Origin of the sequence: Janthinobacterium aquaticum, assembly GCF_009208565.1 — a bacterium.
Taxonomy (GTDB): domain Bacteria; phylum Pseudomonadota; class Gammaproteobacteria; order Burkholderiales; family Burkholderiaceae_D; genus Janthinobacterium.
Map to the genome: position 1 here is coordinate 125,835 of NZ_WFLK01000016.1, position 23,259 is coordinate 149,093.

Here is a 23,259-nt window from a genome sequence, read left to right on the forward strand (position 1 = left end):
TGTGCGGTCAACATGCAGCAGCGCGGTGCAGGCTATATTGCTTGCGGGCCGGCCTGGATGCCGCGCCCGTAACTACTATAAATCTGGAGATAATCATGACCCGCAATCTGAAACCGATGGCCCTGGCGGTCGCCGGCGGCCTGGCCGCGCTCACCCTTGCCGCCTGCGGCAACAACGATACCGTCGCCCAGGAGTACACACAGCCGGTATTTGGCACCACGTCCTACACTATCGTGCAAGACGGCGCCTATCGCTTCAAGGACATGAACCGCAACGGCAAGCTCGACGTCTACGAAGACTGGCGCCAGTCGCCCGAGGCACGCGCCGACGACCTGCTGTCGAAAATGACGCTCGATGAAAAGGCCGGCCTGATGATGCATGGCACGGCGCCCACGGTGTCCGACCCGTCCGGCATCGGCCTGGGCGGCGCGTATGACCTGACGGCCCTCCAAGGCCTGATCGTCAAGCAATATATCAATACCTTTATTACCCGCATGGCCGGCGACACGGCCAATATGGCCGCCCAGTACAACAAGGTGCAGGCGCTGAGCGAAACGACGCGCCTGGGCATTCCGGTCTCGATCAGTACCGATCCGCGCCACCACTTCCAGTACACGGTGGGCGCCAGCGCCAGCACCAATGGTTTTTCGCAGTGGCCCGAAACGCTGGGCCTGGCTGCCATCGGCGACGACGCGCTGGTGCGCCGTTTCGGCGACATTGCACGCCAGGAATACCTGGCTGTCGGTATCACGCAGGCGCTCTCGCCCCAGGCCGACCTGGCTACCGAGCCGCGCTGGTCGCGCATCAACGGCACTTTCGGCGAAGACGCCGACCTGGCCAAGCGGATGGTCCAGCAATATATCGAAGGCTTCCAGGACGGCAATACCGGCCTGCATGACGGCAGCGTGGTGGCGGTCGTCAAGCACTGGGTCGGCTACGGCGCCACGCGCGAGGGTTTCGATGGCCACAACTACTACGGTCGCTACATGACCTTTCCGAGCAATAACTTTGCCTACCACGTCAAGCCGTTCGAAGGCGCATTTGCCGCCAAGGCGGCGTCGGTAATGCCGACCTACGCACTTCCAGACAGCAATATCACGATCGACGGCATTACGCTGGAACAGACCGCGGCCGGCTTCAGCAAGACCTTGCTGACCGATCTGCTGCGCGGCAAATACGGTTTTGAAGGCGTGATTTTGTCGGACTGGGGCATTACCTCCGATTGCGACGCCTATTGCCGCAACGGCACGCCAGCGGGCGTGGCGCCGAGTTTTAACGGCTTTGGCACGCCGTGGGGTATGGAAGACGCCACCAAGGCGCAGCGCTACACCAAGGCCGTGCTGGCCGGCATGGATCAGTTTGGCGGCGTGACCGAAGCGCAATACCTGACCCAGGCCGTGGCGCGCGGCGACCTGACCGAAGCGCGCATCAACGCCTCGGCCAAGCGTATCCTGGTGCAGAAGTTCAAGCAGGGTCTGTTCGAGCATCCGTTTGTCGATACCGCCAAGGCGGCGGCGACCGTGGGCAAGGCCGAATTCATCGAAGCGGGCCTCGATGCGCAGCGCCGTTCGCTGGTGCTGCTGGAAAACAAGGACAAGGTGCTGCCGCTGGCCGCCACGGTCAAGAAGGTGTATCTGTACGGCATCGATGCCTCGGTGGCGGCCAAGTACGGCTATACGGTAGTGGCCACGCCGCAAGAGGCCGATGTGGCGCTGCTGCGCGTGTCGACCGCCTATGAAACCCTGCACCCGAACTATATCTTCGGCAGCATGCAGCATGAAGGCCGCCTCAATTACATCGACGGCGACGCCGATTATGAAGCGATCAAGAATGCGGCCCGCCTGGCGCCAAAAACCATCGTCACGGTCTATCTCGACCGTCCGGCCATCCTGGGCAATGTGCAGGACAAGGCCAGCGCGGTGATCGGCAACTTTGGCGTCAGCGACAGCGCATTGTTCGACGTGCTGACCGGCAAGGCCAAACCGCAGGGCAAGCTGCCGTTCGAGCTGCCGTCGTCGATGGCCGAAGTGCAGGTGCAGAAGTCGGACGTGCCTTACGACACAGCCCGTCCGCTGTACAAGTTTGGTTACGGCCTGTCTTACTGATCGGAGCCAAGCTTCAGTTGTGCGGCACCCACCACGTAAATATCGTATAAATGTGGCAAGTTGATCAAGGAGACTTGCCATGTTCGAACTCGATGTGCCGTGGTGGGAGCTGATGGCACGCGCAGCGCTGGTTTATCTGGCGCTGCTGCTGTTGATGCGCATGACCGGCAAGCGCACGGTGGGGCAGTTTACGCCGTTCGACTTGCTGGTGGTGATGCTGCTCAGCGAAGCGGTCTCGAACTCGCTGTCGGGCGGCGACGATTCGATTCCCGGCGGCCTGTTGCTGGCCATGACCTTGCTGGGTTTAAATATGCTGATCGCGTGGCTCACCTCGCGCAGCCGCAAGATCGCCGAACTGATCGACGGCACGCCGGTGCTGCTTGGCCGCGACGGCGTGATCTTCGACAAGGTGGTGCGCCAGTGCCGCGTGGCCGCCGGCGACGTCGAGCAGGCGTTGCGCGAAGCCGACTGCCCGCTCAAGGACATGAAGTGCGCGTTCTTGGAAGCCGATGGCAAGATTACCATCCTGCAAAAATAGCCCATCAAACGCGGTCATGTCACCATTTAAAATTGGTTGGATTAGCCGCGTAGGTCGGATTAGCCGCGCAGCGGCGTAATCCGACGACACCGACGACAGCGACAACATAGTATCAACGCAAGAGCTCGTGTCGCATTGGCGGAACTGACCCCGAGTTTGCGCGGTCAGATGCTGGTGCGCCGCTTGAGATAGCGTGGCATTACCCACCACATCACGATAATCAGTACGGCCATGATGGTGCAGGCCACGATGCCGGCAAGATGGCCGAACACTTCCGAGATCACCAGGTTGGTGCCCAGCACGAAAGCGAAGGCCAGCGTCAGCGCGCCGGCCATCATGATGCGGTCGGCCACGCGCTTGAAACGCTCGCGGTCCTTGAGCGGGCGCATGATGCGGTGCTGGATGGCGGGCGCGCTCAACAGCACCAGGCTGGTCATGGACAGGAAAAAAGTCGCCAGGAACACCACTTTTTCTGCCTGCACAATTTTCGCGAAGCCGCCGTTGAACGGCAGGATGATCAGGAACGCCGTCAGCATCTGGGCGCCGGGCAGCAGGATGCGCAGTTCGCTCAGCAGGTCCGACAGGTCGCCGTCGCCGCTGTCCTCGTCGCTGTCGTGATCGAAATTGTCTTGCATGGTATGTCCCTTGCCAAAATTTCAGTCTAGCCGCTGATTGCCGGCGCGACTGTTGCCAGGCACACCTAAAACCATGCCGCGATGCGCTGCGGCGTGCTCAGCGCATAGTCGTGCAGGCGCGCCAGAGGATTGGACACCATCTCGGTTTTGCTGTGCGTGGCGCTGTGGCCGCAGTGACCGCAGTAATGGCGCTGGTGCGGCTCCTGCGCAAATTCGGCCAGGTCCAGGTGTGGATGATGGCAGCGCGGGCAGTCGATGCAGCCTAGCGGTGCGCCGGCCTGGCGCGCTTCGAGATAGCCCTGTACGGCCGGCGGCGTCAGGTTGATCTGCACGATATCGGCGTGGAACAGGCCGGGCAGGGCGCGGCAGTCGATGGCCAGCGCCATGGCCTTGCGGACCAGCAAGGCTCCACCATCGTCGGCCCTGGCGTGCAAGGTCAGCAGTCCTTCGTCGCCCTGCGCCAGTACAGCGCCGTGGTGGCTGGACGGATCGTAGACTTCAGGATACAGCACATAGCCCATCGGGCTGGCGTGCTGCCGGCAGCGCGTGAGGCCGCTGAAACTCTGGTCGGCCAGATCGGCCTGGGTGCCCCAGTACATTTGATGGGTACGGCACCACTGGCGCGGCGCGCCGTTGCGATACTTGCCTGCAGGAACCAGCTCGCACACGACGATGGCGTCGAGGCCGGCGCCGGCGTTGAAGTGCCCGGTGATTTGTTGGGAGGTGACGGCAATATGGCCCACCGTGGCGTGCAGCGGCCAGCAGATGCCGGGCAGGGTCAAAGGTAATTTCATCGTGTGTTTTTCTCCTGAGGAAACCAGCCGTCCCAGGTTTCCCTGATGCTGGCCTTGAGCAGTGCCTTGAAATAGGCGGACGCCCGCTTGGCCGACATGCGCGGCACGTACCAGGTATACCTGCGCTCGCGTAAAAAATCGCCTACAGTAGTGGTCATGGCTTTCCTATCGCTCGATGGGGTTCAGGCAAGCTTAAAGATTTTTTAATGCGCGCGGCGCACAATCACAGCGTTTTTTTATCGTTAAAGGAGTCAATATGGGATTATTCGATCAACTGGCAGGACAGGCCATCAACGCCCTGGGCGGCCAGTCCGGCGCAGCCGGCAATACGGATGGCCACCCGGCGCTGCTGTCGGCGGTCATGGATCTGATCAACCAGCACGGCGGCGTGGCCGGTCTGCTGCAGAAGTTCCAGGATAGCGGACTGGCGCCGCAAGTGGCCAGCTGGATCGGCGCCGGCGCCAATGCCGTGCTGTCGAGCGAGCAGGTCAAAAGCGTGCTGGGCGCCGATGTGGTCGCGCAGATTGCCCAGAAAGCCGGCCTGGCGCCGGATGCCGCCTCAAGCGGCCTGGCCCTGCTGCTGCCGCAACTGATCGACCACTTGACGCCGCATGGCCAACTGCCGGAAGGCAATGATCTGGTCAGCCAGGGCTTGAACATACTCAAGGGCAAACTGTTCGGCTGAACTGCGGGCCGACTCAGGCGGCCGCCATCATCGCCAGGCGCGCGGTGGCGCCTTCAACCAGGCTGGACCGGTAACGCCGGCCTTCGGCGGCGCCGCCGCAGCGCGCCATCAGGCGGTCGAGCATCAGCACGGCGTCGCTGGCCATCTGCTGTATCGGCTGGCGCAGCGTGGTGATGTTATAGCTGAGCCAGCCGGACGCCTCCATCGCATCGAAGCCGGCCACCGACATCTGCTGCGGCACGGCGATGCCCAGTTGCTGGCGCGCCGTGTCGAGGCAGCCGATGGCCATGATGTCATTGCCGCAGATAACGGCGTCCGGCACGCGGCCCAGGCGGTCGATTACCTTGCGCAAGCCCAGTCCGCCGCTGGCATAGTCGTAATTGCCGCCGACCACGATGGGCGCCGGCAAGCCCAGTTCAAACAGCCGGTCCAGCATGCCGGCCTTGCGCTCCTGCGCCACGGCCGAATCGCCAGGACCATCGATAATGGCGAACTGGCGATGACCGGCTTCGGCCAGGCGCGACACCAGCAGGCGCGCCGCCTCGGCCTGGTCGCACAGCACGGCCGGCACGGCCTGTTCGCGCGAGCGGCGGTTAAACAGCACCAGCGGCACCTCGCGGCGCGCAAATTCGGCAATCTGCTGGTCCGACAGGCAGGCCGCCACGATGGCGCCATCCACCTGGTATTGCCAGACATCGCACAGCACCTTGCCGATATCGGTCTCGCGCTCGAGCGTAAAGAGCAGCAGGCGCTTGCCCAGGCGCGCAATCTGCTCGCTCAGTTCGGACAGGACCTGCGGATAATACAGATTGGCCAGGTTGGACACGATCACCGCCACCAGGTTGGAGCGGCGCGTAATGAGGCTGCGCGCGGCGGCATTGGGAATATAGTCGAGCGCGGCGGCTGCCTGCATGACCTTGGCCTGGGTGGCGGGCGACACGCTGGCACCCGGCTTGAAGCAGCGCGACACGGCCGACTGCGACACGCCCGCCGCCAGCGCCACATCATAGGACGTTACCCGGCGCGTGGCGCCGCCTGCCCCGGTATTGTTCAGTTTTTTTCGCATAGTTATGGTTGCCAAGCGCCTGTCTCAAGGTCTTGCTGCGGGCCCGGGCGTGCATGGCGACCGGAGCTAAGCGACGAGGATAGCGCAAACTATTGCCGTGTTGCAAGAGTGTTCTATTGCAAAGCAGACATTTTCGGACGGCCAAGCCCAGCATGCCACGTCAGTCGGCGGTACTGCATGGCCCCAAGCCGTACGGGCTGGTCTGGCCCGGCGGCGCGACGCGCCGGTTGCCAAAATCGAGCGCCAGCGTGGGCAGGCCGACCTCGGTGCTGGCCACCGCTTCGCTGCCGGCCACCGCGCCGCGCACCGTCAGCAGCAGCTGCACCCAGGAGCCGTAATTGCGCGGATAGCTGAGCGTGACCGTCGCCAGGCCCAACGCATCGGTGCGGCCCTCGCTGCTGACGGTCAGCGGGATGCCCGGGTCGAGCACGCCATTGCCGTTGACGTCGAAGGCGGCGTCGTACAGGCTGTTGCGCAGCACGTCTTCATTGGCGCAGCTGTAGCGCGGCTGCGCCAGGCGCCATACGCCCGTGTCGGGAAAGTCGGCCTTGTCCGCTTCCCACACATAATAGCCCTTGTCATAGCGGCTGGGCCAGGCGGCAGCCGTCAGCGCCACGCCGGGCACGGCATTGCCGGCGCTGTCGGCCACGAACACGGCAAAATCCTGTTGCAGCACGCTGGTCGAATAGGCGCGTACGCTGTTGCCGCTGCCAAATTTGATCGACAGCGCCTTTTTTGCCACCGTCAGGTGTACCTGCGCGCGCGCCTGGGGTGGGCATTGCTGAGCGCGGCGCCACCGTCCCTGACGGACAGCGCATTGCCGGCGCCAGAGCTCGCCAATGTCACGGCGGCGCCGGCGACCGGCCTGCCGGCAGAGTCGCGCACCGTCAGCGTCAGGTCGGCCTGCTGGCCCAGCGTCAGCAGGGTCGGCCCGGCCAGCTCCACGCTGCTGCCTGTCACGGCCACCGTGCCAGCGCCGCTGTGGCTGCCCACGGTCGCCGTGACCTTGATATTGCGATTGCTGCGCTCGCCCCCGGTGCCCAGCGTCGCGTGCGCCTGACCGTTCCTGTCGGTCAGCAGTTCCACGCCCGACAACAGGCCAGAATCGGCGCCAAAGGCGATCGCCGCACCCGCCAAGGCCTGGTTGGCTTTGTCCCTGACCAGCGCGGTGACGCCCACTTCGCTGCCGGCCAGGCCTGCCGAGGCCAGTTCGGTCGATGAGAACAGCAGTTGCACGCCGGCGGCCAGGCTGGCGGGATCGGTTGGCGTCACCGGCGGTGTGGTCGGCGGTGTTACCGGCGGCGTAACGGGATCGGGCAGGGTGCCGCCGCAGCCGGCTGTCGCTTGCAGGCTGCAGCCTTGGGCAGGCTGGGCATCGGTCGCGCCGCCGCCGCAGGCTGACAGCAAGGCACAGCATAGCAGCAGTGCTGCGCTTGCCACCGGCGGGCGAGACCAGGAAGGTGACAAGGATAAAGACTGGAACACGGCGCTCTCCGGCAGGGGTGGTTGCCTAAGAGTATCTTTTGCGCGTTTGCATCATTTGATGCACAGCAAGCTTGATGGCCGTGTGTGGCGGCGTTGCCCCGGCCAGCGGTTTTGCTGGTCAAGGTCGGCCCGGTCTGCTAACATAACGCCCCTTTATTCAGGGAAGGGTCGACATGATTCACGCTTGCGGTGTCGATTTCGGCACGTCAAATTCCACGGTGGGCTGGGTACGTCCGGGTCAGAGCACCATGCTGAGCCTGGAAGATGGCAAAACGACCCTGCCGTCGGTGGTGTTCTTCAATGCCGAAGACGAAGAGGTCAGCTATGGCCGTGCCGCGCTGGCCGATTATCTGGCCGGCTATGAAGGGCGCCTGATGCGCTCGCTTAAAAGCCTGCTCGGCACCAGCCTGATCGACGGCCAGACCGAAGTGGGGGGCCGCGCCGTGCCGTTTCGCATGCTGTTGTCGCAATTTATCGGCGAGGTCAAGCGCCGGGCCGAGCAGTCCGCCGGCCGCGAATTGACTTCGGCCGTGTTTGGCCGTCCCGTTTTCTTTATCGATGACAATGCCCAGGCCGATCAATTAGCGCAAGATACGCTGGCCGAGATCGCCCGTTCGGTCGGCTTCAAGGAGATCGCCTTCCAGTTCGAGCCGATTGCCGCTGCCTTTGACTATGAATCGCAGATTGCGCGCGAAGAGCTGGTGCTGATTGCCGATATCGGCGGCGGCACCTCGGACTTTTCGCTGGTGCGCCTGTCGCCCGAGCGCGCGAAAAAAGCCGAGCGCCGCGACGATATCCTGGCTACCGGCGGCGTGCATATCGGCGGCACCGATTTCGATAAATACCTGAGCCTGGCATCGGTCATGCCGCTGCTCGGCTATGGCAGCCGCCTCAATAACAATAGCGAAGTGCCGTCGAGCTATTATTTCAACCTGGCCACCTGGCATACCATCAACCTCGCTTACACCAAGAAAATCTGGGTGCAACTGGCCGATGTGTGCCGCGATGCGCGCGAGCAGGACAAGGTCAGGCGCCTGCAGCACCTGATCGAGGAGCGCTCCGGCCACTGGCTGGCGATGAAGGTCGAGGAAGGCAAGATTGCGCTGTCCGGCGCCGAACAGGTGGAGCTGGAACTGGAGCGTCTGGCGCCCGCCCAAAGCCTGCTGCTCAGGCGCGGCCAGTTCGACGAGGCCATCGGCCACCTGTGCGGCTCGGTTGAAGACACCGTGCAACGCCTGCTGCGTGACGCCGGGGTGGCGCCGGAGGCGGTCGATACGGTATTCTTTACCGGCGGCTCGAGCGGCGTGCGCCTGTTGCGCGAGAAGATCGCCGCCGTGGTGCCGTCGGCGCGCAAGGTCGAAGGCGACCTGTTCGGCAGTATCGGCGCCGGCCTGGCGTTGGACGCCGTGCGCAAATTTGGCTGAGCGTCCCATTCCTTTATCTGAAAGCGTCCATGAGCGTATTTGACAAACCGATCGTGATGATCGACTTCGAGACCACCGGTTTGTCCCCCGACATGGGCGACCGGATTACCGAAGTGGCGGCGCTGCGCATTGAGGACGGGCGTATTACCGACCGCTTCGTTACGCTGGTCAACTGCCGGGCGCGCATTCCTTCCTTTATTACCGGCCTGACCGGCATTACCCAGGCCATGGTCGACCGTGCACCACCGGTGGCCGAGGTGGTGCCGCAATTGCTGGACTTTATCGGCAGCGACACGCTGTCGGCCCATAACGCCAGCTTTGACGAGAAATTCCTGCGCGCCGAGAGCGCGCGATTGCAGCTGGCGCCGGCGCACCAGGCGCTGGTGTGTTCGCTCAAACTGTCGCGCCGCGTGTTTCCTGGTCTGTCCAGCTACAAGCTGGGATTGCTGTCGGGCCAGCTTGGCATCGCTTTCAAAAGCGCCGCCCACCGGGCCGAGTCCGACGCCGAGGTGGCGGCCCAGGTGCTGATCCATATCGGCCGCCATCTGCGCAGCACCTACGGTCTCGGCGGCGTCGACGCCGCGCTGCTGGTGGCGCTCAACAAGCTGGCGGCGGCCAAGGTGCCGCAATACCTGCAGAAGCAGGCCGGCCGCAGCTGACGCGCCCGGCAAAGGCATGGCATTTTGCTATTGCCTTTGAGTTCGCGCAAGCCCGCACAGGGCATCGAACTTACAATGCAAGTCCAACGATGTCGCCATGGACGGGAGGCGCAGATGGATCACCGCGATGCTGCCAGCGACAGCCATCAGGTCTGGCTGTGGTTTCGCGCCGCTGCCGAGCAAGGCAACGCCTACGCGCAATTTAATCTCGGACTGCTGTATAAAAAAGGCGAGGGCGTGCAGCAGGACGATGCACGCGCCTTTGCCTGGTTGCGCCTGGCCGCCCTGCAAGGGCTGGCTTTTGCGCAGAATCATCTGGGCGCCATGTATTACCACGGCCGTGGCGCAGCGCAGAGCGACGATGACGCCGTGCTGTGGTTTCGCCGCGCCGCCGTCCAGGGCGAGGCCTCGGCGCAGCAGAACCTGGGCCAGATGTATCGCAAGGGCCGCGGCGTGCCGCAAGACGATGAACTGGCGCTGGCCTGGTTTTACCGCGCCGCCGGGCAGGGCGTGGCCAGCGCACAGTCGCAGCTGGGCGTGGCGTATGCGCAAGGGCTGGGCACCCAGCGCAACGATGCACTGGCGCTGGCCTGGTTTCGCAAGGCCGCGCTGCAGGGCGAGGCGCTGGCGCAGCTGAACCTGGGCCTGGCATACCAGCGCGGCCAGGGCGTGGCGCAGAGCGACAGTCAGGCGCTGGCCTGGTTTCGCCAGGCTGCCGCGCAGGGTGTGCCAGCGGCGCAGCGTCTGCTTGGCGTCGCTTATGCACAGGGTCGTGGCGTGGCGGCCGACCAGCTGCGCGCCGCTGCCTGGCTGCAGCGCGCAGCCCGGCAGGACGACGCCGAAGCGCAGTGCAGGCTGGCACTGATGCTGGCGCCCACAGGGCTGCCATGTGCACAGTCGCTGACCAGCCTATGGTGTCGCGCGCGCTTTCCTCTGGCGCCGGACAGAACCTGAAGGTCGCCGTGGCGTTTGCCAGGTGCAAGGCGCTGCGATAATCGGCTCGCCAGTTGGCGCAGCAACCGCTGCCTGCTCCGTAGCGCGTTAGGCCAGTTCCGGACGCGGCTTGGCGCCTTGGCGGCGGTCGATAAACAGGCTGTTGCCGTGGATTTTCTTGGCCTGCCTCTTCGCTTCGGCGGCCTGGGTGGCGATCTGGTGATGCGTATAGTACTGGTGCGCCTCCACCTTGATCAGGCCCAATGACAGGCTGATCAGCGAATAAAATACTTTCTTGCCCTGCCGGTCTTCGCTGATATAGCCGCCGCGCTCGCAGTCGTCGGCGCTGTAGAAGGCCAGGATGGCGCTGGCAAAGTCGTCCAGCATGGCCTGGCAGCGCGCTTCCCAGTCTTCGCTCTGGAACAGGATCATGAAGTCGTCGCCGCCGATATGGCCGATAAAGTCGCGGTTCGGGTCGCAATGCCGGCTCAGCAGCTCACCGGTCAGCTGGATCACATCGTCGCCCTTGCGGTAGCCGTACACATCGTTGAACGGCTTGAAATGGTCAAGGTCGCAATAGCAGACCCAGAAGCGGCTGCCGCTATGGAGCAGGCGGTCGATATGCTCGTTGATCGGTACATTGCCCGGCAATTGCGTGAGCGGATTGGCGTAGCGCGCCGCGTTGATCTGCATCTGCGTGATTTCGCGCATCAGATCGTGGCCGCGTCCCATGCCCAGGTAGCGGCCGTTTTCCGTAATGATAAAGCCGTTGAACAGGTGGTGCGCGTCCGACTGCACCATGGTGTAGCTCAGTTCCTGCAAGCTGGTGTCATGGTCGGCGATCAGCGGCTGGGCGTCCATGAACTGGCTGCAGGATTTTTTGCCGTACAGTTCGCGCTGGTAAGGGCGGGCAAAGTGGTCGATCATCTCGAAGCGGTTGATCAGGCCCAGCGGCACGCCCTGGTCGACTACCGGGATCACCATCAGCTTGGGCTCGCGCGCAAACAGCTCGTAGACTTCGTTATTGTTCTTCGACGACGAGACGGTGGCTACATGCTGCAGCAGCTTGCGGATGCTGGCGCCGTTTTTTTCCAGGCTGCTGCGCTGCGGATAGACGGCCACGCCATTGCGCCCCAGCGCCTGCACCACCTCGGCTGGCAGCGCGCGCGCCGGCGCCGCATGCGGGCGGCCCAGGTGGTAGCCCTGGCCGAACGCCACGCCAAGATCGCGCAGTACCAGCAGTTCGGTCTGCGTCTCGATACCTTCGGCAATCACCAGCGTGCCCGATTTTTCCGCAATTTCCTGGATCGAGCGCACGAACTGCAGCTTGACCGGGTCATTGTTGATGCCCTGGATAAAGTGCATATCGATCTTGACATACTGCGGACGCAGTTCAGACCACAGGCGCAGGCTGGAAAAGCCTTCGCCCAGGTCGTCGATGGCGATCTGGAAACCCATGTTGCGGTAATGCCTGACCGCTTCGCGCATCAGCTCGTAATCGTAGGTGGGCTGGTTTTCCGTCAGCTCGATAATCACGCGCTCCGGGTTGATGCCGATCTGCTCGATGTATTCCAGCGTGCCGCCATGGCGCGCATTGCGCAACAGCAGGCATTCCGGACTGACATTAAGGAACAGCTTGCCCGGGAGGTCCAGTTCGGCAAAGCGCTCCAGCACCACCTGTCGGCACAGATGTTCCACTTCCTGCGTCAGCCCGCCGGCGCGCGCCACCTTGAACAGATTCATCGGCGCATGCAGCGCACTGTCGGACGGCCCGCGTATCAGCCCTTCATAGCCGATGATGTCGCCGCTGTGCATCTGGATAATCGGCTGGAACAGCGCCGACAGCTTGCGCCCGGCCACGATATCGAGCAGTTCGGCAGTCGCTTCCGCCGCCATGGACGAGGTCTTCAGGTAAGCCACATTGGCTGGCAGGGCAAGGTCCGACATGGGCGCGGGCGTAGGCATGACGGCGGAAAGAGCAAGGTTAGGCATGAGGGAACGGTGGGCGGCAGTCGGCATGGCAGTGTTTTAGGCCATGGTCTATTGCCCATCATAAATATCATTTATGACGGCTTGATGAAATCTGTAAGCGATTAGCAATATTTATTGACTGACTGTCACAGTTGCATCGCCATCATTTGCATGATGGTTTGCGTTTGGCGCCAAATAAAAGCCGGCATATTGCCCGGATAACTGTGCATTAAAAGTAGTAATCCACGTTATGATTTACTTTGGCGAAAGTCAACATGGGCAGCGCCGGCGCAAGACCAGCTTGCCATTCGAGAATCCCCACAATGAGACGAACAACCCATGCAATTACGTAGTGCAACCCTCATCCTCAGTTTGCTGGCCGCTTTTGGCGGCAACGCCATGGCCCAATCCGCTGCTGTACCTGTACCTGCGGCAGCTTGCCCGGCCGGCGATGCAGCTCCGGTAGTCTATCCGCTCAGCAAAAAAGTCGATCAGCAGGACAGCTATTTCGGCACCACCATTGCCGATCCTTACCGCTGGCTGGAAGACGCCAACAGCGCCGAGACGCATGATTGGGTGGTCGCGCAAAACAAGCTGACGCAATCGTACCTGGGCACCATCCCCGAGCGCGAAGCGATCAAGCAACGCCTGACCAAGCTGTGGAACTACGAGCGTTTCAGCACGCCAACGAAAGAAGGCGGCCGCTACTTCTTTACCCGCAACGACGGCCTGCAAAACCAGGCTGTGCTCTACACGGTCAAAAAGCTGACCGACGAGCCGCGCCTGCTGCTCGACCCGAATACATTGTCCGCTGACGGCACGGTGGCGCTGGCTGGCACCTCGATCAGCCACAACGGCAAGTTCCTTGCCTACGCCACCGCTGCTTCCGGTTCCGACTGGAACGAGTGGAAAGTGCGCGATATCGACACCGGCAAGGACCTCGCCGACGAAATCAAGTGGGCCAAGTTCTCGGGTGCTTCCTGGACCAAGGATAACGCCGGCTTCTTCTACAGCCGCTACGACGCGCCGAAGGAAGAGACCAAACTGGCCGATATCAATTACTTCCAGAAACTGTATTTCCACAAGCTGGGCACGCCGCAAAGCGCCGATGTGCTGGTGTTTGACCGCCCCGACCAGAAAGAATGGGCATTTGGCGGCAGCCGCGTCAGCGATGACGGCAACTACCTGATCATTACCGCCACGCAAGGCACCGAGCGCAAGAACCGCATCTTCTACAAGGACCTGCGCCAGAAGAACGCCAAGGTGGTCGGCCTGCTGGAAGAGTTCGACGCTTCCTACTCGTTTATCGACAATGTCGGCCCGGTGTTCTACTTCGCCACCGACAATAATGCACCGAAGTCGCGCGTAATCGCCATCGACATCCGCAAGCCACTGCCGGCCGACTGGAAAGAAATCGTGCCGCAAAGCGAAGAGACGCTGGTGTCGGCCAATATCCTCAATAGCCAGCTGGTGCTGAACTACCTGAAAGATGCGCAGACCCAGATCAAGATCACCAGCCTGGACGGCAAACTGGTGCGCCAGGTTGACCTGCCAGGCATCGGCTCGGCCGGTGGCTTTGCTGGCAAGAAGAGCGATAGCGAAACGTTCTATTCTTTCACCAGCTTTACCACGCCAGCGACCATCTATCGCTACGACATGAAGACCGGCAAGAGCACCGTGTACCGCCAGCCCAAGGTCGACTTCGATCCGTCCGCGTTTGATGTGCGCCAGCAGTTCTTCACCAGCCGCGACGGCACCCGCGTGCCGATGTTCATCGTCTCCAAAAAAGGCATGAAGCTGGACGGCTCGAACCCGACCTATCTGTACGGCTACGGCGGCTTCAATATTTCGTTGACCCCAAGCTTCTCGGTGGCCAACCTGGCCTGGGTGGAAATGGGTGGCGTGTATGTCATGGCCAACCTGCGCGGCGGCGGCGAATACGGCGAAGCCTGGCACCAGGCCGGCACCAAGCTCAACAAGCAAAACGTGTTTGACGACTTTATCGGCGCAGCGCAATGGCTGGTCTACAACAAGGTCACCTCGCCAGCAAAACTGTCGATCGGCGGCGGCAGCAACGGCGGCCTGCTGGTCGGAGCAGCGATGACCCAGCGTCCCGACCTGTTTGCCGCTGCCATCCCGCAAGTCGGCGTGCTCGATATGCTGCGCTTCCACAAATTCACCGTGGGCTGGGGCTGGGTGCCCGACTACGGCTCGTCTGACGACGCCGAACAGTTCAAGGCACTGGTGAAATACTCGCCGCTGCACAACCTGAAAGCCGGCGGCTGCTACCCGGCCACCATGATCACCACCGCCGACCATGACGACCGCGTGGTGCCAGCCCACAGCTTCAAGTTCGCCGCCGCAGCTCAGGCCGCACAAGGCGGCGCAGCGCCAGTGTTGATCCGCATCGACAGCAAGGCCGGCCACGGCGCCGGCAAGCCGACGGCCAAGCAGATCGAAGAAGTGGCGGATCGCTGGGGCTTTTTGAGCCGCGCGCTCAAGATGACGCCGGCAGTGACTCAGACGGCTGAGCCTGCCAAGGTGGCGGCGCAGTAAGCTGCTGATTGTGGAGTGTGAAAAGCGCGGGTGCGGTTGGCCCGCGTTTTTTATGGGCTGTCACGACAAGACAATGTTACTGTTGCCTTGACCGAGCCCTAGAAGGTTCAGTAGCGGCATCACGCATAACTTGATGTGCACCACGCAGATAGACGCTCGCCCAGCGCAATCGACAAGTACTCTTTCCAGCTTTCGGGCTACTAAAGATAGAGGCGGTAAAATCACGCAAGCAGCGACGTACTTTGAAACAGTTTCACGAACAACTAAAGGGGTTGCGCTTTGAAGGTTCTTAGACAGAGTTGCTGCGTTCGCTAGGATATGGCGGGCGAGTCAAACTGACAGGGTCAGTTCAGCTAGCAAACGCACACCAAACCGTTAAAATGGGGTGGTGAAGTCAGCAACGTGCCACACCTTTCTCGCGGGGGGGGGGGCAGGCGAAATTGGTTCTCCCCGCACCTGAGCAGTGCTTCGGCAGGGAATCCAATGGCGCAGCAAAGAGTGACACAAGCCGCTATACAGACAAGCAGGTAGGGCTTACAAATTGGAACCCACCTCCTGGCGTGTATATGCAAAATGCGAGGCCTATAGCTTCATATCCCCGATCCTCTCTCCCGGTGCTCTGATTGAGTACTTACTCACGGTAAGCAGCAATTCAACTTGTCCTATCGCATAAAGCTTCTTACTTGACAGAATTCATTGTGTTCTATTGCGAAAGCAGGTTCCAGAGCCAGTGTATCATTTTTAGTATCCTGGGTTCAACTGTTTTCTGACTAATAATTTTTCTAAGTTCAAGTTATCCGACCAGTTAACAAAATGAAGATGAGCGGTAAAGAAGTTGATCAACTGTCCTCTTTCTTGGTCTGAGGTAATTCTATTGAGGGCGTGTTTTGAGAAGTCGTTTAATATTTCCCCTTTTTCATCTCGATTGATAAATGGACATGAGAGCATATCTACCAATAACAACGTTAATTCACTATTAAAGCCAATTCTATTGTCGCTGTCCTTGAAAACCCTTTTTAGTTCAGTCAAAACTTCAATGCTAAGCTCGGCGTATAGTGGTTTTGCGCGAATCACATAAAACAGTGCGATAAAATCAAAATAATGGAATGAAGAATATTTAATTTTATTAGAGATATCAAAATATTTTCGGATGTCATCTTCCGATAAGTTGTCATCGGGACAAATAGCTCTTAGTGCTATGAGCAGGTTATGAACCTCAATGCCACCTAATTCTCCTGAGGGACGAGAGTCCAATACCGTAATTGCGGAGTTTTTTAATTGCCTCTGCAAAGATTCTTTTAGTCTTGGATCTAGGTTTCCAAATTTATCTATTGTTAACATAAATTGCGAAACCAAATATGTTGTCCGTACTCTGAAGTCCATTGAATACAAAAAAAATACTATTTCTATAGTACTTGTTAATAAACTCTGAAGGTTCTGCCACGGGATAGGCGCATCTGGAAATTTTCTAATTTTTTTTTCAAGGCGATAGCATGATTTTATTATCGCAGACAAAGCATATCCACTAATTATATTGAAGCTTTGGGAGCTTCTTTTTAGAGCTATCTTTATGTCCCTAATTACGTGAGTGGCTTGTCTAAATGGTGTGTTGATAACCTTTAAGTGTCCAGTAAATAGCGGCTCTGTTTTGGAGTTTTCGTCGGAATCTGGTGGAGTAATTGCCCGACGAACCTCGGCAAGCCAATGTAAAACGCTCTCATCTAAAACTTTCTGAACATCACTTTTTGCAATGGTCTGACCAGTTGCGAAAGGGACCGACATCTCTACGGTCTTCGATTCATTTAGATATAATTTATAATCTTGTAGTTGATGCTCTACAATATGGTAGATGGAATTTTCAATATCTTTATTTCGGGTGAAAAGAAAATAATCATCCAGATATCTACGAATTGCATACTCGGAATCCAATATTCCAGCTTCATTGATTGCTGTGAAAATATTAGAATCGATCTGCTGAAGAATTATTTCCGCGAAAATTCGTGACGCTTCAGGACCAACAACGATACCGTTTGTTTCTTGATAGTTAGCGGCCATCATTAAACTATCAAAGGTTGAATCAAAACTTGTGCCTTGATGTTCTTTGGCAAATAGTTTGCCTTTAACTGCCCAGGAAATAGTATGTGTATAAATGCTGGCGAAGCAACGCTTAACATCGAAGCGTTTTAGATTGCAAAATTGACGCTCCAGATTTAGAAATTCACCTGAATCAATGAATTTATATAATTGGTTAAACTTAGAGTAATAAAAGTAAGAGCTTGCATATTTGCCTTCATAGCCCTCTATTTCAGGGTTTTCCTCGACCTCATTCTCATTTAGTTCTGCGCCCTCATCGTATTCGTGTGTGTAAAAATAGGACGCCACCCGAACCGGATAGCGCAAACTAAATCGGCTTTTCCGACACAGTGAAAGGATCAAATCACTGTAGGAAGTGTAGAAATTAGTAAAAGATAATTGATGCGCAGGATGAATAATGGACAACCGGCGCTCTTTATTTGCCCCTTGACGGATGTTATAGTCGTAAGGGATAGTTGATTTTAAGCTATTTTTAGAAAAAATTGTCTTTACAAAAGCTGGTATGGTAGAAGAATTTTTTTCTGATAAAATGGCAAAATGATAAAGCTTTTTGTTTGAAAATATTATTGGTGTTTCATAAGGCAAAGTTTCGGTGAGTAAAACTCTATTCGCATCCTTTTGCCTAATTCTGATTTTCTCTTTCATTGCCAGCACTTTCTAATGTTTTTAAGGCTATGCGAGCTCACTGACTTTGATCGTTTACTTTTGAAGCCGGAAACAAACGATAATTTCGCGAGGTCATTTTTCTGTTGTGCGGACAGCATACTGGATTGTTTGACACCAAACTGTCCAGTGTTCGCATAAACTTGAGACCGTAAAAACTGATTCATCGCAATAAAAGGTGCCATATTTGTAATCAGTGGATAATTGTAATGAATTCCAGACATTAACTTCCCTCGTCGCCCTTGCGTCTTAATTCGACGGTTCTCAGTAAGAAATTTTATCCTGTCATGTAGAAGTGAAAAATTAGATAATTTGTGGTTATCAAGAAACGCTATAACCATACGCGCTTTAATTCTTCTTACCTTATTCTCCGACATACTCACGTCCACGATGATTTTCTTTTTAGTGTCCCTTAAAGGGATTTTGGGGATTGTTAATTTATAACCTAGATAATTTATCTCTATCTGGGGTGTGGAAGGGCAAACACATTTAACAGCGCACTGGCAAGGTGATCTGCCGCATTCACACGTTATGAGACAGTTGCAACCTACATAATAGCTTACACATTTATCAAAATTTATTTTCATTTTTCCGGGAAGGAAATCTGTGATTTCAGACAGGATAGATGGCCGACTCTTTGAGGAAAATATTATCATGTCATCCACGTACCTGGAGTAATAATAAACTCCATCCATTTCCGATATTTTCTTATCTAGGTCTTTCAGATATAGCTCTGAAAGAGTGGCACTTATAGACAAACCTCTTGGTAATCCATACTTTATATATTTGCCAAAATTTTTGAAAAGTATAGAAATCAAATTGTGAGTAGTTGATGAAATAAGGTTGTCATCAAGAAGTTTTTTAATAATAAAATCTCTATCTATGCTCTCATAGAATTTTGCAATATCAATTTTATATATGTGTTTGGGGCAATTTTCTTCTAGTAATATAGTGGCTTGTTGAATTATGGTATTTCTGTTGGCTTGTCTGGTGGAATATCTATTTCTTATTATTCCGTTAATTCTCCTTAAAACTAAATCGTCTCCAAGCAAAGTGGGTTGATATGCCAAGAATGATCCAACTTTAATGGGTTTTAGTTTTCCAAACTGGAATTTATTGGATGCAATTGTTTTTTCTAACCAACCCAGGTATGCCTCACGTAGATGTTTTTCTTTTAAAATACCCTGATTTCCGTCTTTTTGTCGAATCATTGAACGAAGACTTCGTTTGGAAAATTCTGTTGTCAGCATTTTTTGTAAAGGTTCACGCACTGATGATTGGTATTTTGGCTATCGCACTTTGCGGCAAAGGGCCATTCCGGTTTAGTTGTATTTTGCAACCTACTGCCCAATGTCAACTTAACGGATCAGTGTAACTCAAGATATCTAATAGATATGCATATCATTGAGAAATTGTTTTTGCAGTAGAGCAAACGCGCCCGATACGGTGCTGCTATGTGTGCTCCGTTAACGTGAAAGAAACGATGTTCGGGACGTGCGCCTGCCTGACCATCGTTGGTCAAGGCATACAACGATAGAAGCATGTCAGGCTGATTCAGGATGAATCCGAATTTCGTCAGTGCCTTGATCCATCGCGGTGCATTACGTTGCACCGCGAGCGCTTCGTAGTCGGTGGTACTGTCGCGGTAGTTTTCGCCACGTTGCAGAGTGTAGAACACGGAGCGCTTGTGGCCGCGCGGCATCAGCAACGCCTGGACTTATCTTGCTGGTTGCTGGTGTTGCTCTGCGCGCCCGACCGGAAACACCCGTTCGCCCAGAAAGTCGACAAAAGCCCGGATCTTCGGTGACGCCTGTCGTCCCGACGGCCACAGCACATGAAATGTGCCGGTACGCTGTACATATTCGCCCAGCACCGGGAACAAGTGGCCATCGGCAATCGCGTCGCGTATGGCGAAATCGGGCAGGCAGGCGATACCCAGGCCTTGCAGGGCGAAGCAGACGCGCGTTTCGATGTTATTGCAGATCATCGAGGTTGGCAGCTGCCACTCCGCTTCGCCAGGTACGGCCTGCAACGGCCAGGTTTCCAGCTTGCCGGTGTGAGGGTAGCGATAATGCAGGCAGCTGTGCTGTGCCAGGTCGGCCGGATGTTGCGGGAAGCCGTGCTGTGCCAGGTAGGCGGGGGAGGCGACCAGCATCATCTGGAACTGGCCCAGTTGCCGCGCGGACAGGCGCGAGTCGGTGGGCGTGCCGGTGCGTACGACGGCATCGAAACCTTCTTCGATCACATCGACCATGCGGTCGCTAAAGTCCAGGTCGAGTTCGATCTCGGGATACTGGCGCATGAATTCGCCCAGTACGGGCAGGACCAGGGAGCTGACCAGCGGCAGGCTGACGCGCAGGCGTCCGCGTGGCGCGGCAGTCGCTTGCGACAGCTCCAGTTCGGCCGCTTCGATTTCGGCCAGGATGCGCCGGCTGCGTTCGAGGAACTGCGTGCCCTCTGCCGTCAGCGTCATGCTGCGCGTGCTGCGGTGAAACAGCCGTACGCCCAGCCGCGCTTCCAGTCGCGCCATGCTCTTGCCCACGGCCGATGCGGATACGCCCAGCAGGCGCCCGGCCGCGACAAAACTGCGTGTTTCGGCCACCTGCACGAAGACGATAAACCCGTTCAGACTTTCCATATTCCTCTTGCGTTCCGATTGCGGACAGATATTTCCGCATACCGAGGAACTCTATCTTACTTTTTCTTTTATTGCGGAAATTTTATCGTGGCGCGGTGATCCACAACCAAGGAAATCCGTATGTCAACTTTTTCATTTCCCGTGCCACAACCGATGCAACTGATCGACCGCGTGATCGACCAGGCCCTGGCCGACCAGCGCCTGGTCGGCGCAGTGGTGCTGGTCGCCAGGGACGGCGAGCTGGTTTATCAGCGCGCTGCCGGCAGCGCCGACCGTGAGGCCGGCCGCATGATGCAGGCGGATGCGCTGTTCCGGCTGGCCTCGGTCAGCAAACCCATTGTCTCTGTTGCTGCACTGGTGCTGGTGGCGCAGGGGCGGCTTGCACTTGACGCCGGTATCGAGCGCTGGCTGCCTGACTTCCGGCCCTGCCTGCCCGATGGCGGCGTGGCATCGCTGACGGTGCGGCAGTTGCTAAGCCATACGGCGGGCCTCGGCTACCGCTTCTTCGAGGCCGACGAGAACGGTCCTTATGCGCGCGCTGGCGTGTCCGATGGCATGAACCAGTCGGCGTTCTCTCTGGCCGAGAACCTGCGCCGCCTGGCCAGCGTGCCGCTGCTGTACCCGCCGGGAAGCAACTGGGGCTATTCGCTGGCGACCGACGTGCTTGGCGCGGTCATTGAACAGGTCTGCGGCCAGCCGCTGGCTAAAGCGGTGCGCGAGCTGGTGACGGGCCCGCTGGGCATGGACGATACCGGCTTTGTCGCGCGCGATGCAAGCCGGCTGGCGGCAGCGTACGTCAACGACGCGCCATCGCCGCGGCGCATGCGTGAGCTCGATATCGTGCCCGCCTTCGAGGGCACCGTCGGCATCCGCTATGCACCGGCGCGCGCGCTGGACGAGACGGCGTTTGCGTCCGGTGGCGCCGGCATGGTCGGCAGCGCCGGCGATGTGCTGCGCCTGCTCGAGGTGTTGCGCCAGGGCGGTGCACCGTTGCTGCCCGCTGCCCTGGTGCAGGAAATGGGGCGCGACCAGACTGGCGGGCGCGAACTGCCCAATGCGCCGGGGTTTGGCTTTGGCCTCGGCTTTTCGGTGCTGCGTGACCCTGCGGCCGCCGCGTCGCCCGAGTCGCCGGGCACCTGGCGCTGGGGTGGTGCCTACGGCCACGCCTGGTTTGTCGATGGCGCGCGCGGCCTGTCCGTGGTGGCGTTGACCAATACCTTGTATGAGGGCATGTCCGGGCGCTTTGTTGCCGACGTGCGTGACGCCGTCTACGGGATCGACCGCCTGGAGCCACGCGCATGAGCGCCGGTGTTCGCGGCAGGCACGCCGCAAGCGCTGACCGGCTGCCGCTGGCTGCATTGCTGGCGCTGGCCCTGGCCGGTTTCGTCACGATCCTGACCGAAGCGCTGCCGGCCGGCCTGCTGCACCAGATCGGGCAGGGGCTGGCGGTGTCCGAGTCGCTTGCGGGGCAGCTGGTCACGGTGTATGCAACGGGCTCGCTGGTCGCGGCCATGCCGCTGATGGCAGCGACCCAGCGGGTGCGTCGCCGGAGCTTGCTGCTGGCCGCGATTGCCGGCTTTGCCATTGCCAATAGCGTGACCACGGTGTCGACCAGCTATGGCGTGACCCTGGTGGCGCGCTTCCTGGCGGGCATGTCGGCCGGGTTGTTGTGGGCGCTGCTGGCCGGCTGTGCCGCGCGCATGGTACCCGAGCATCAAAAGGGCAGGGCGATTGCGATTGCCATGGTCGGAACGCCGCTGGCGCTGTCGCTGGGCGTTCCGGCCGGCACTTTTCTGGGCAATCTGGTGGGATGGCGGCTGTGCTTTGGCATTATGAGCCTGCTGGCATTGCTGCTGCTGGCCTGGGTGCGCATCAAGGTGCCTGATTATCCGGGTCAGACCGGTGGCAAGTCACTGTCATTGAAGCGCGTATGGATCATGCGTGGCATCCGGCCGGTGCTGCTGGTGGTGCTGACTTTTGTGCTGGCGCATAATCTTCTCTATACCTATATCGCGCCGTTCCTGGCCGCTGCCGGCATGGCCGCGCGCACCGACCTGGTGCTGCTGGTGTTTGGCGTCGCGTCTCTGGTCGGCATCTGGGTGATCGGTGTGCTGGTTGATCGTCACCTGCGGGCCTTGACGCTGGCCAGCATCTGCCTGTTCGCACTGGCTGCGATCCTTCTCGGCGTATTGGGCGACGCGCCTGCGGCCGTCTATGCAGCGGTCGTGATCTGGGGCCTGGCCTTCGGCGGCGCCGCCACCCTGTTCCAGACGGCCCTGGCGCAAGCTGCGGGCGAGGCGGCCGATATGGCGCAGTCCATGCTGGTCACGGCCTGGAATATGGCCATTGCCGGTGGCGGCCTGCTTGGCGGCGTGTTGCTCGACCGGTTCGGCGCAGGTGCTTTTCCGCCTGCCTTGCTAGCGTTGCTGCTGGTTACGCTCGGCATCGTGTGTGCTGCCAGGCGGCAGCAGTGAAAACATCTGCGCGTCCACCGGCCGGTCGTGCAGATAAAGGCGATTCCTGGCGACGCCCTCGCGCAGGGCGCCGGCCTTGAGCGCGACATTCGCGCTGGCGCTGTTGCCGACTGCAACCACGATTTCTACGCGCTGCAGACCCAGCGCCTCGAACGCATGGCGCGACAGCGCCTGTACAGAGCGCAGGGCCACGCCCTGGCGCTGGCGCGACTGGCGCACCCAGTAGCCGAGATTGCACAGCTTGTGCTGCTGGCGGATTTCATTAAGGCCGGCGCCGCCGAGGAATTCGCCGCTGTCCTGGCAAAACGCACCGTATTCCAAAGCCCCGCCGCTGGCGGCCTGGGCGCGGCAGTGCGCAAACCACTCCAGTGCCTGGGTTTCCGTGTACGTGCTGGTACACCAAGGCATCCAGGGCGCGACCGAGGCGACCGACTCGCGTACGGCGGCGGCAAACGCTTCGGCATCGTTATCTTCGAAGGGCCGCCATAGCAGGCCGGCATGGTGCAGGGATGGTGTCGTCATGGCGGTCACTGTAGCAG

General features: G+C 58.9%; 21 protein-coding genes. 9 read left to right on the top strand and 12 right to left on the bottom strand.

Translation table 11 applies throughout. The annotated features are described in order from the left end of the window. The first annotated feature begins 95 nt into the window (after nucleotides 1-95). Both GCM43_RS22380 and GCM43_RS22385 read left to right on the top strand, forming a co-directional pair. Entirely contained in the window at nucleotides 96-2,105 is a 2,010-nt protein-coding gene (locus GCM43_RS22380) for a glycoside hydrolase family 3 protein (protein ID WP_152248101.1), read from the top strand. 79 nt (nucleotides 2,106-2,184) lie between these two features. Further along, entirely contained in the window at nucleotides 2,185-2,643 is a 459-nt protein-coding gene (locus GCM43_RS22385) for a DUF421 domain-containing protein (RefSeq protein ID WP_152248102.1), read from the top strand. Between the two features lie 164 nt (nucleotides 2,644-2,807). Here GCM43_RS22385 and GCM43_RS22390 read toward each other — a convergent pair whose 3' ends face one another. The 3 genes from GCM43_RS22390 to GCM43_RS25895 all read right to left on the bottom strand — a co-directional run bounded on the left by GCM43_RS22390 (nucleotide 2,808) and on the right by GCM43_RS25895 (nucleotide 4,230). After that, nucleotides 2,808-3,278 (bottom strand): DUF6328 family protein, encoded by a 471-nt coding sequence (locus tag GCM43_RS22390; RefSeq protein WP_152248103.1) that lies wholly within the window; start codon nucleotides 3,276-3,278, stop codon nucleotides 2,808-2,810. A gap of 65 nt (nucleotides 3,279-3,343) precedes the next feature. Further along, complete coding sequence (locus GCM43_RS22395; protein ID WP_152248104.1) at nucleotides 3,344-4,072, bottom strand: hypothetical protein; 729 nt, start codon at nucleotides 4,070-4,072, stop codon at nucleotides 3,344-3,346. After that, complete coding sequence (locus GCM43_RS25895; protein WP_193315707.1) at nucleotides 4,069-4,230, bottom strand: hypothetical protein; 162 nt, start codon at nucleotides 4,228-4,230, stop codon at nucleotides 4,069-4,071. Before GCM43_RS25895 ends, GCM43_RS22395 begins: the two co-directional genes overlap by 4 nt. 98 nt (nucleotides 4,231-4,328) lie before the next feature. On the opposite strand from GCM43_RS25895, the gene GCM43_RS22400 reads away from it, so the two are divergent. Then, nucleotides 4,329-4,757 carry a YidB family protein gene (locus GCM43_RS22400; RefSeq protein ID WP_152248105.1) on the top strand — a complete coding sequence of 143 codons (429 nt, stop codon included), beginning with the start codon at nucleotides 4,329-4,331 and terminating at the stop codon, nucleotides 4,755-4,757. 13 nt (nucleotides 4,758-4,770) lie between these two features. Here GCM43_RS22400 and GCM43_RS22405 read toward each other — a convergent pair whose 3' ends face one another. The 3 genes from GCM43_RS22405 to GCM43_RS22415 form a co-directional block, all read right to left on the bottom strand. Continuing rightward, nucleotides 4,771-5,823 (bottom strand): LacI family DNA-binding transcriptional regulator, encoded by a 1,053-nt coding sequence (locus GCM43_RS22405; protein WP_152248106.1) that lies wholly within the window; start codon nucleotides 5,821-5,823, stop codon nucleotides 4,771-4,773. A 160-nt stretch (nucleotides 5,824-5,983) separates the two neighbouring features. After that, complete coding sequence (locus GCM43_RS22410) at nucleotides 5,984-6,565, bottom strand: hypothetical protein (protein ID WP_152248107.1); 582 nt, start codon at nucleotides 6,563-6,565, stop codon at nucleotides 5,984-5,986. Nucleotides 6,566-6,567: 2 nt separating this feature from the next. Further along, entirely contained in the window at nucleotides 6,568-7,308 is a 741-nt protein-coding gene (locus GCM43_RS22415) for an Ig-like domain-containing protein (protein ID WP_152248108.1), read from the bottom strand. 173 nt (nucleotides 7,309-7,481) lie between these two features. On the opposite strand from GCM43_RS22415, the gene GCM43_RS22420 reads away from it, so the two are divergent. From GCM43_RS22420 to GCM43_RS22430, 3 genes are all read left to right on the top strand, one after another. Then, on the top strand, nucleotides 7,482-8,732 hold the full coding sequence (locus tag GCM43_RS22420; protein ID WP_152248109.1) for an Hsp70 family protein: 1,251 nt from the start codon (nucleotides 7,482-7,484) through the stop codon (nucleotides 8,730-8,732). Between the two features lie 29 nt (nucleotides 8,733-8,761). Then, nucleotides 8,762-9,391, top strand: coding sequence for a 3'-5' exonuclease (locus GCM43_RS22425; RefSeq protein ID WP_152248110.1), 630 nt, complete (start codon nucleotides 8,762-8,764; stop codon nucleotides 9,389-9,391). A 114-nt stretch (nucleotides 9,392-9,505) separates the two neighbouring features. Further along, nucleotides 9,506-10,345 carry a tetratricopeptide repeat protein gene (locus GCM43_RS22430; protein WP_152248111.1) on the top strand — a complete coding sequence of 280 codons (840 nt, stop codon included), beginning with the start codon at nucleotides 9,506-9,508 and terminating at the stop codon, nucleotides 10,343-10,345. Nucleotides 10,346-10,432: 87 nt separating this feature from the next. Here the strand turns inward: GCM43_RS22430 and GCM43_RS22435 are convergent, their stop codons facing one another. Next, nucleotides 10,433-12,220, bottom strand: coding sequence for a GGDEF domain-containing protein (locus GCM43_RS22435; RefSeq protein WP_152248155.1), 1,788 nt, complete (start codon nucleotides 12,218-12,220; stop codon nucleotides 10,433-10,435). A gap of 414 nt (nucleotides 12,221-12,634) precedes the next feature. Here GCM43_RS22435 and GCM43_RS22440 point away from each other — a divergent pair, with 414 nt between their 5' ends. Beyond that, nucleotides 12,635-14,851 (top strand): prolyl oligopeptidase family serine peptidase, encoded by a 2,217-nt coding sequence (locus GCM43_RS22440; protein WP_193315708.1) that lies wholly within the window; start codon nucleotides 12,635-12,637, stop codon nucleotides 14,849-14,851. Between the two features lie 741 nt (nucleotides 14,852-15,592). Here the strand turns inward: GCM43_RS22440 and drt3b are convergent. The 4 genes from drt3b to GCM43_RS22460 form a co-directional block, all read right to left on the bottom strand. Beyond that, complete coding sequence (gene drt3b, locus GCM43_RS22445; RefSeq protein ID WP_152248112.1) at nucleotides 15,593-17,590, bottom strand: antiviral reverse transcriptase Drt3b; 1,998 nt, start codon at nucleotides 17,588-17,590, stop codon at nucleotides 15,593-15,595. After that, nucleotides 17,587-18,879 (bottom strand): antiviral reverse transcriptase Drt3a, encoded by a 1,293-nt coding sequence (gene drt3a / locus GCM43_RS22450; protein WP_152248113.1) that lies wholly within the window; start codon nucleotides 18,877-18,879, stop codon nucleotides 17,587-17,589. The genes drt3b and drt3a overlap by 4 nt, the downstream gene beginning before the upstream one ends. A 95-nt stretch (nucleotides 18,880-18,974) precedes the next feature. Next, complete coding sequence (locus GCM43_RS22455; RefSeq protein ID WP_152248114.1) at nucleotides 18,975-19,310, bottom strand: hypothetical protein; 336 nt, start codon at nucleotides 19,308-19,310, stop codon at nucleotides 18,975-18,977. Nucleotides 19,311-19,325: 15 nt separating this feature from the next. Then, a complete protein-coding gene (locus GCM43_RS22460; protein ID WP_152248115.1) occupies nucleotides 19,326-20,246 on the bottom strand; it encodes a LysR family transcriptional regulator in 921 nt (306 codons plus the stop codon). A 120-nt stretch (nucleotides 20,247-20,366) separates the two neighbouring features. Here GCM43_RS22460 and GCM43_RS22465 point away from each other — a divergent pair, with 120 nt between their 5' ends. Together GCM43_RS22465 and GCM43_RS22470 are read left to right on the top strand one after the other, a co-directional pair. After that, nucleotides 20,367-21,548 (top strand): serine hydrolase domain-containing protein, encoded by a 1,182-nt coding sequence (locus tag GCM43_RS22465; protein WP_152248116.1) that lies wholly within the window; start codon nucleotides 20,367-20,369, stop codon nucleotides 21,546-21,548. Then, nucleotides 21,545-22,720 carry an MFS transporter gene (locus GCM43_RS22470; protein WP_152248117.1) on the top strand — a complete coding sequence of 392 codons (1,176 nt, stop codon included), beginning with the start codon at nucleotides 21,545-21,547 and terminating at the stop codon, nucleotides 22,718-22,720. Before GCM43_RS22465 ends, GCM43_RS22470 begins: the two co-directional genes overlap by 4 nt. Here the strand turns inward: GCM43_RS22470 and GCM43_RS22475 are convergent. Then, nucleotides 22,664-23,242: a GNAT family N-acetyltransferase gene (locus GCM43_RS22475; RefSeq protein WP_152248118.1), complete on the bottom strand. Its 579-nt coding sequence runs from the start codon at nucleotides 23,240-23,242 to the stop codon at nucleotides 22,664-22,666. The two genes, GCM43_RS22470 and GCM43_RS22475, sit on opposite strands and share 57 nt — an antisense overlap. Nucleotides 23,243-23,259 lie beyond the last annotated feature (17 nt).

Bases quoted from the DNA above. Each gene is read 5' to 3' on its own strand.
- GCM43_RS22430 (WP_152248111.1), top strand. From the start codon at position 9,506: ATGGATCACCGCGATGCTGCCAGCGACAGCCATCAGGTCTGGCTGTGG.
- GCM43_RS22400 (WP_152248105.1), top strand. From the start codon at position 4,329: ATGGGATTATTCGATCAACTGGCAGGACAGGCCATCAACGCCCTGGGC.
- GCM43_RS22475 (WP_152248118.1), bottom strand. From the start codon at position 23,242: ATGACGACACCATCCCTGCACCATGCCGGCCTGCTATGGCGGCCCTTC.
- GCM43_RS22470 (WP_152248117.1), top strand. From the start codon at position 21,545: ATGAGCGCCGGTGTTCGCGGCAGGCACGCCGCAAGCGCTGACCGGCTG.
- drt3b (WP_152248112.1), bottom strand. From the start codon at position 17,590: ATGAAAGAGAAAATCAGAATTAGGCAAAAGGATGCGAATAGAGTTTTA.
- GCM43_RS25895 (WP_193315707.1), bottom strand. From the start codon at position 4,230: ATGACCACTACTGTAGGCGATTTTTTACGCGAGCGCAGGTATACCTGG.
- GCM43_RS22440 (WP_193315708.1), top strand. From the start codon at position 12,635: ATGCAATTACGTAGTGCAACCCTCATCCTCAGTTTGCTGGCCGCTTTT.
- GCM43_RS22390 (WP_152248103.1), bottom strand. From the start codon at position 3,278: ATGCAAGACAATTTCGATCACGACAGCGACGAGGACAGCGGCGACGGC.
- GCM43_RS22425 (WP_152248110.1), top strand. From the start codon at position 8,762: ATGAGCGTATTTGACAAACCGATCGTGATGATCGACTTCGAGACCACC.
- GCM43_RS22405 (WP_152248106.1), bottom strand. From the start codon at position 5,823: ATGCGAAAAAAACTGAACAATACCGGGGCAGGCGGCGCCACGCGCCGG.
- GCM43_RS22455 (WP_152248114.1), bottom strand. From the start codon at position 19,310: ATGCCGCGCGGCCACAAGCGCTCCGTGTTCTACACTCTGCAACGTGGC.
- GCM43_RS22435 (WP_152248155.1), bottom strand. From the start codon at position 12,220: ATGGCGGCGGAAGCGACTGCCGAACTGCTCGATATCGTGGCCGGGCGC.
- GCM43_RS22460 (WP_152248115.1), bottom strand. From the start codon at position 20,246: ATGGAAAGTCTGAACGGGTTTATCGTCTTCGTGCAGGTGGCCGAAACA.
- GCM43_RS22385 (WP_152248102.1), top strand. From the start codon at position 2,185: ATGTTCGAACTCGATGTGCCGTGGTGGGAGCTGATGGCACGCGCAGCG.
- GCM43_RS22380 (WP_152248101.1), top strand. From the start codon at position 96: ATGACCCGCAATCTGAAACCGATGGCCCTGGCGGTCGCCGGCGGCCTG.
- GCM43_RS22465 (WP_152248116.1), top strand. From the start codon at position 20,367: ATGTCAACTTTTTCATTTCCCGTGCCACAACCGATGCAACTGATCGAC.
- GCM43_RS22395 (WP_152248104.1), bottom strand. From the start codon at position 4,072: ATGAAATTACCTTTGACCCTGCCCGGCATCTGCTGGCCGCTGCACGCC.
- GCM43_RS22420 (WP_152248109.1), top strand. From the start codon at position 7,482: ATGATTCACGCTTGCGGTGTCGATTTCGGCACGTCAAATTCCACGGTG.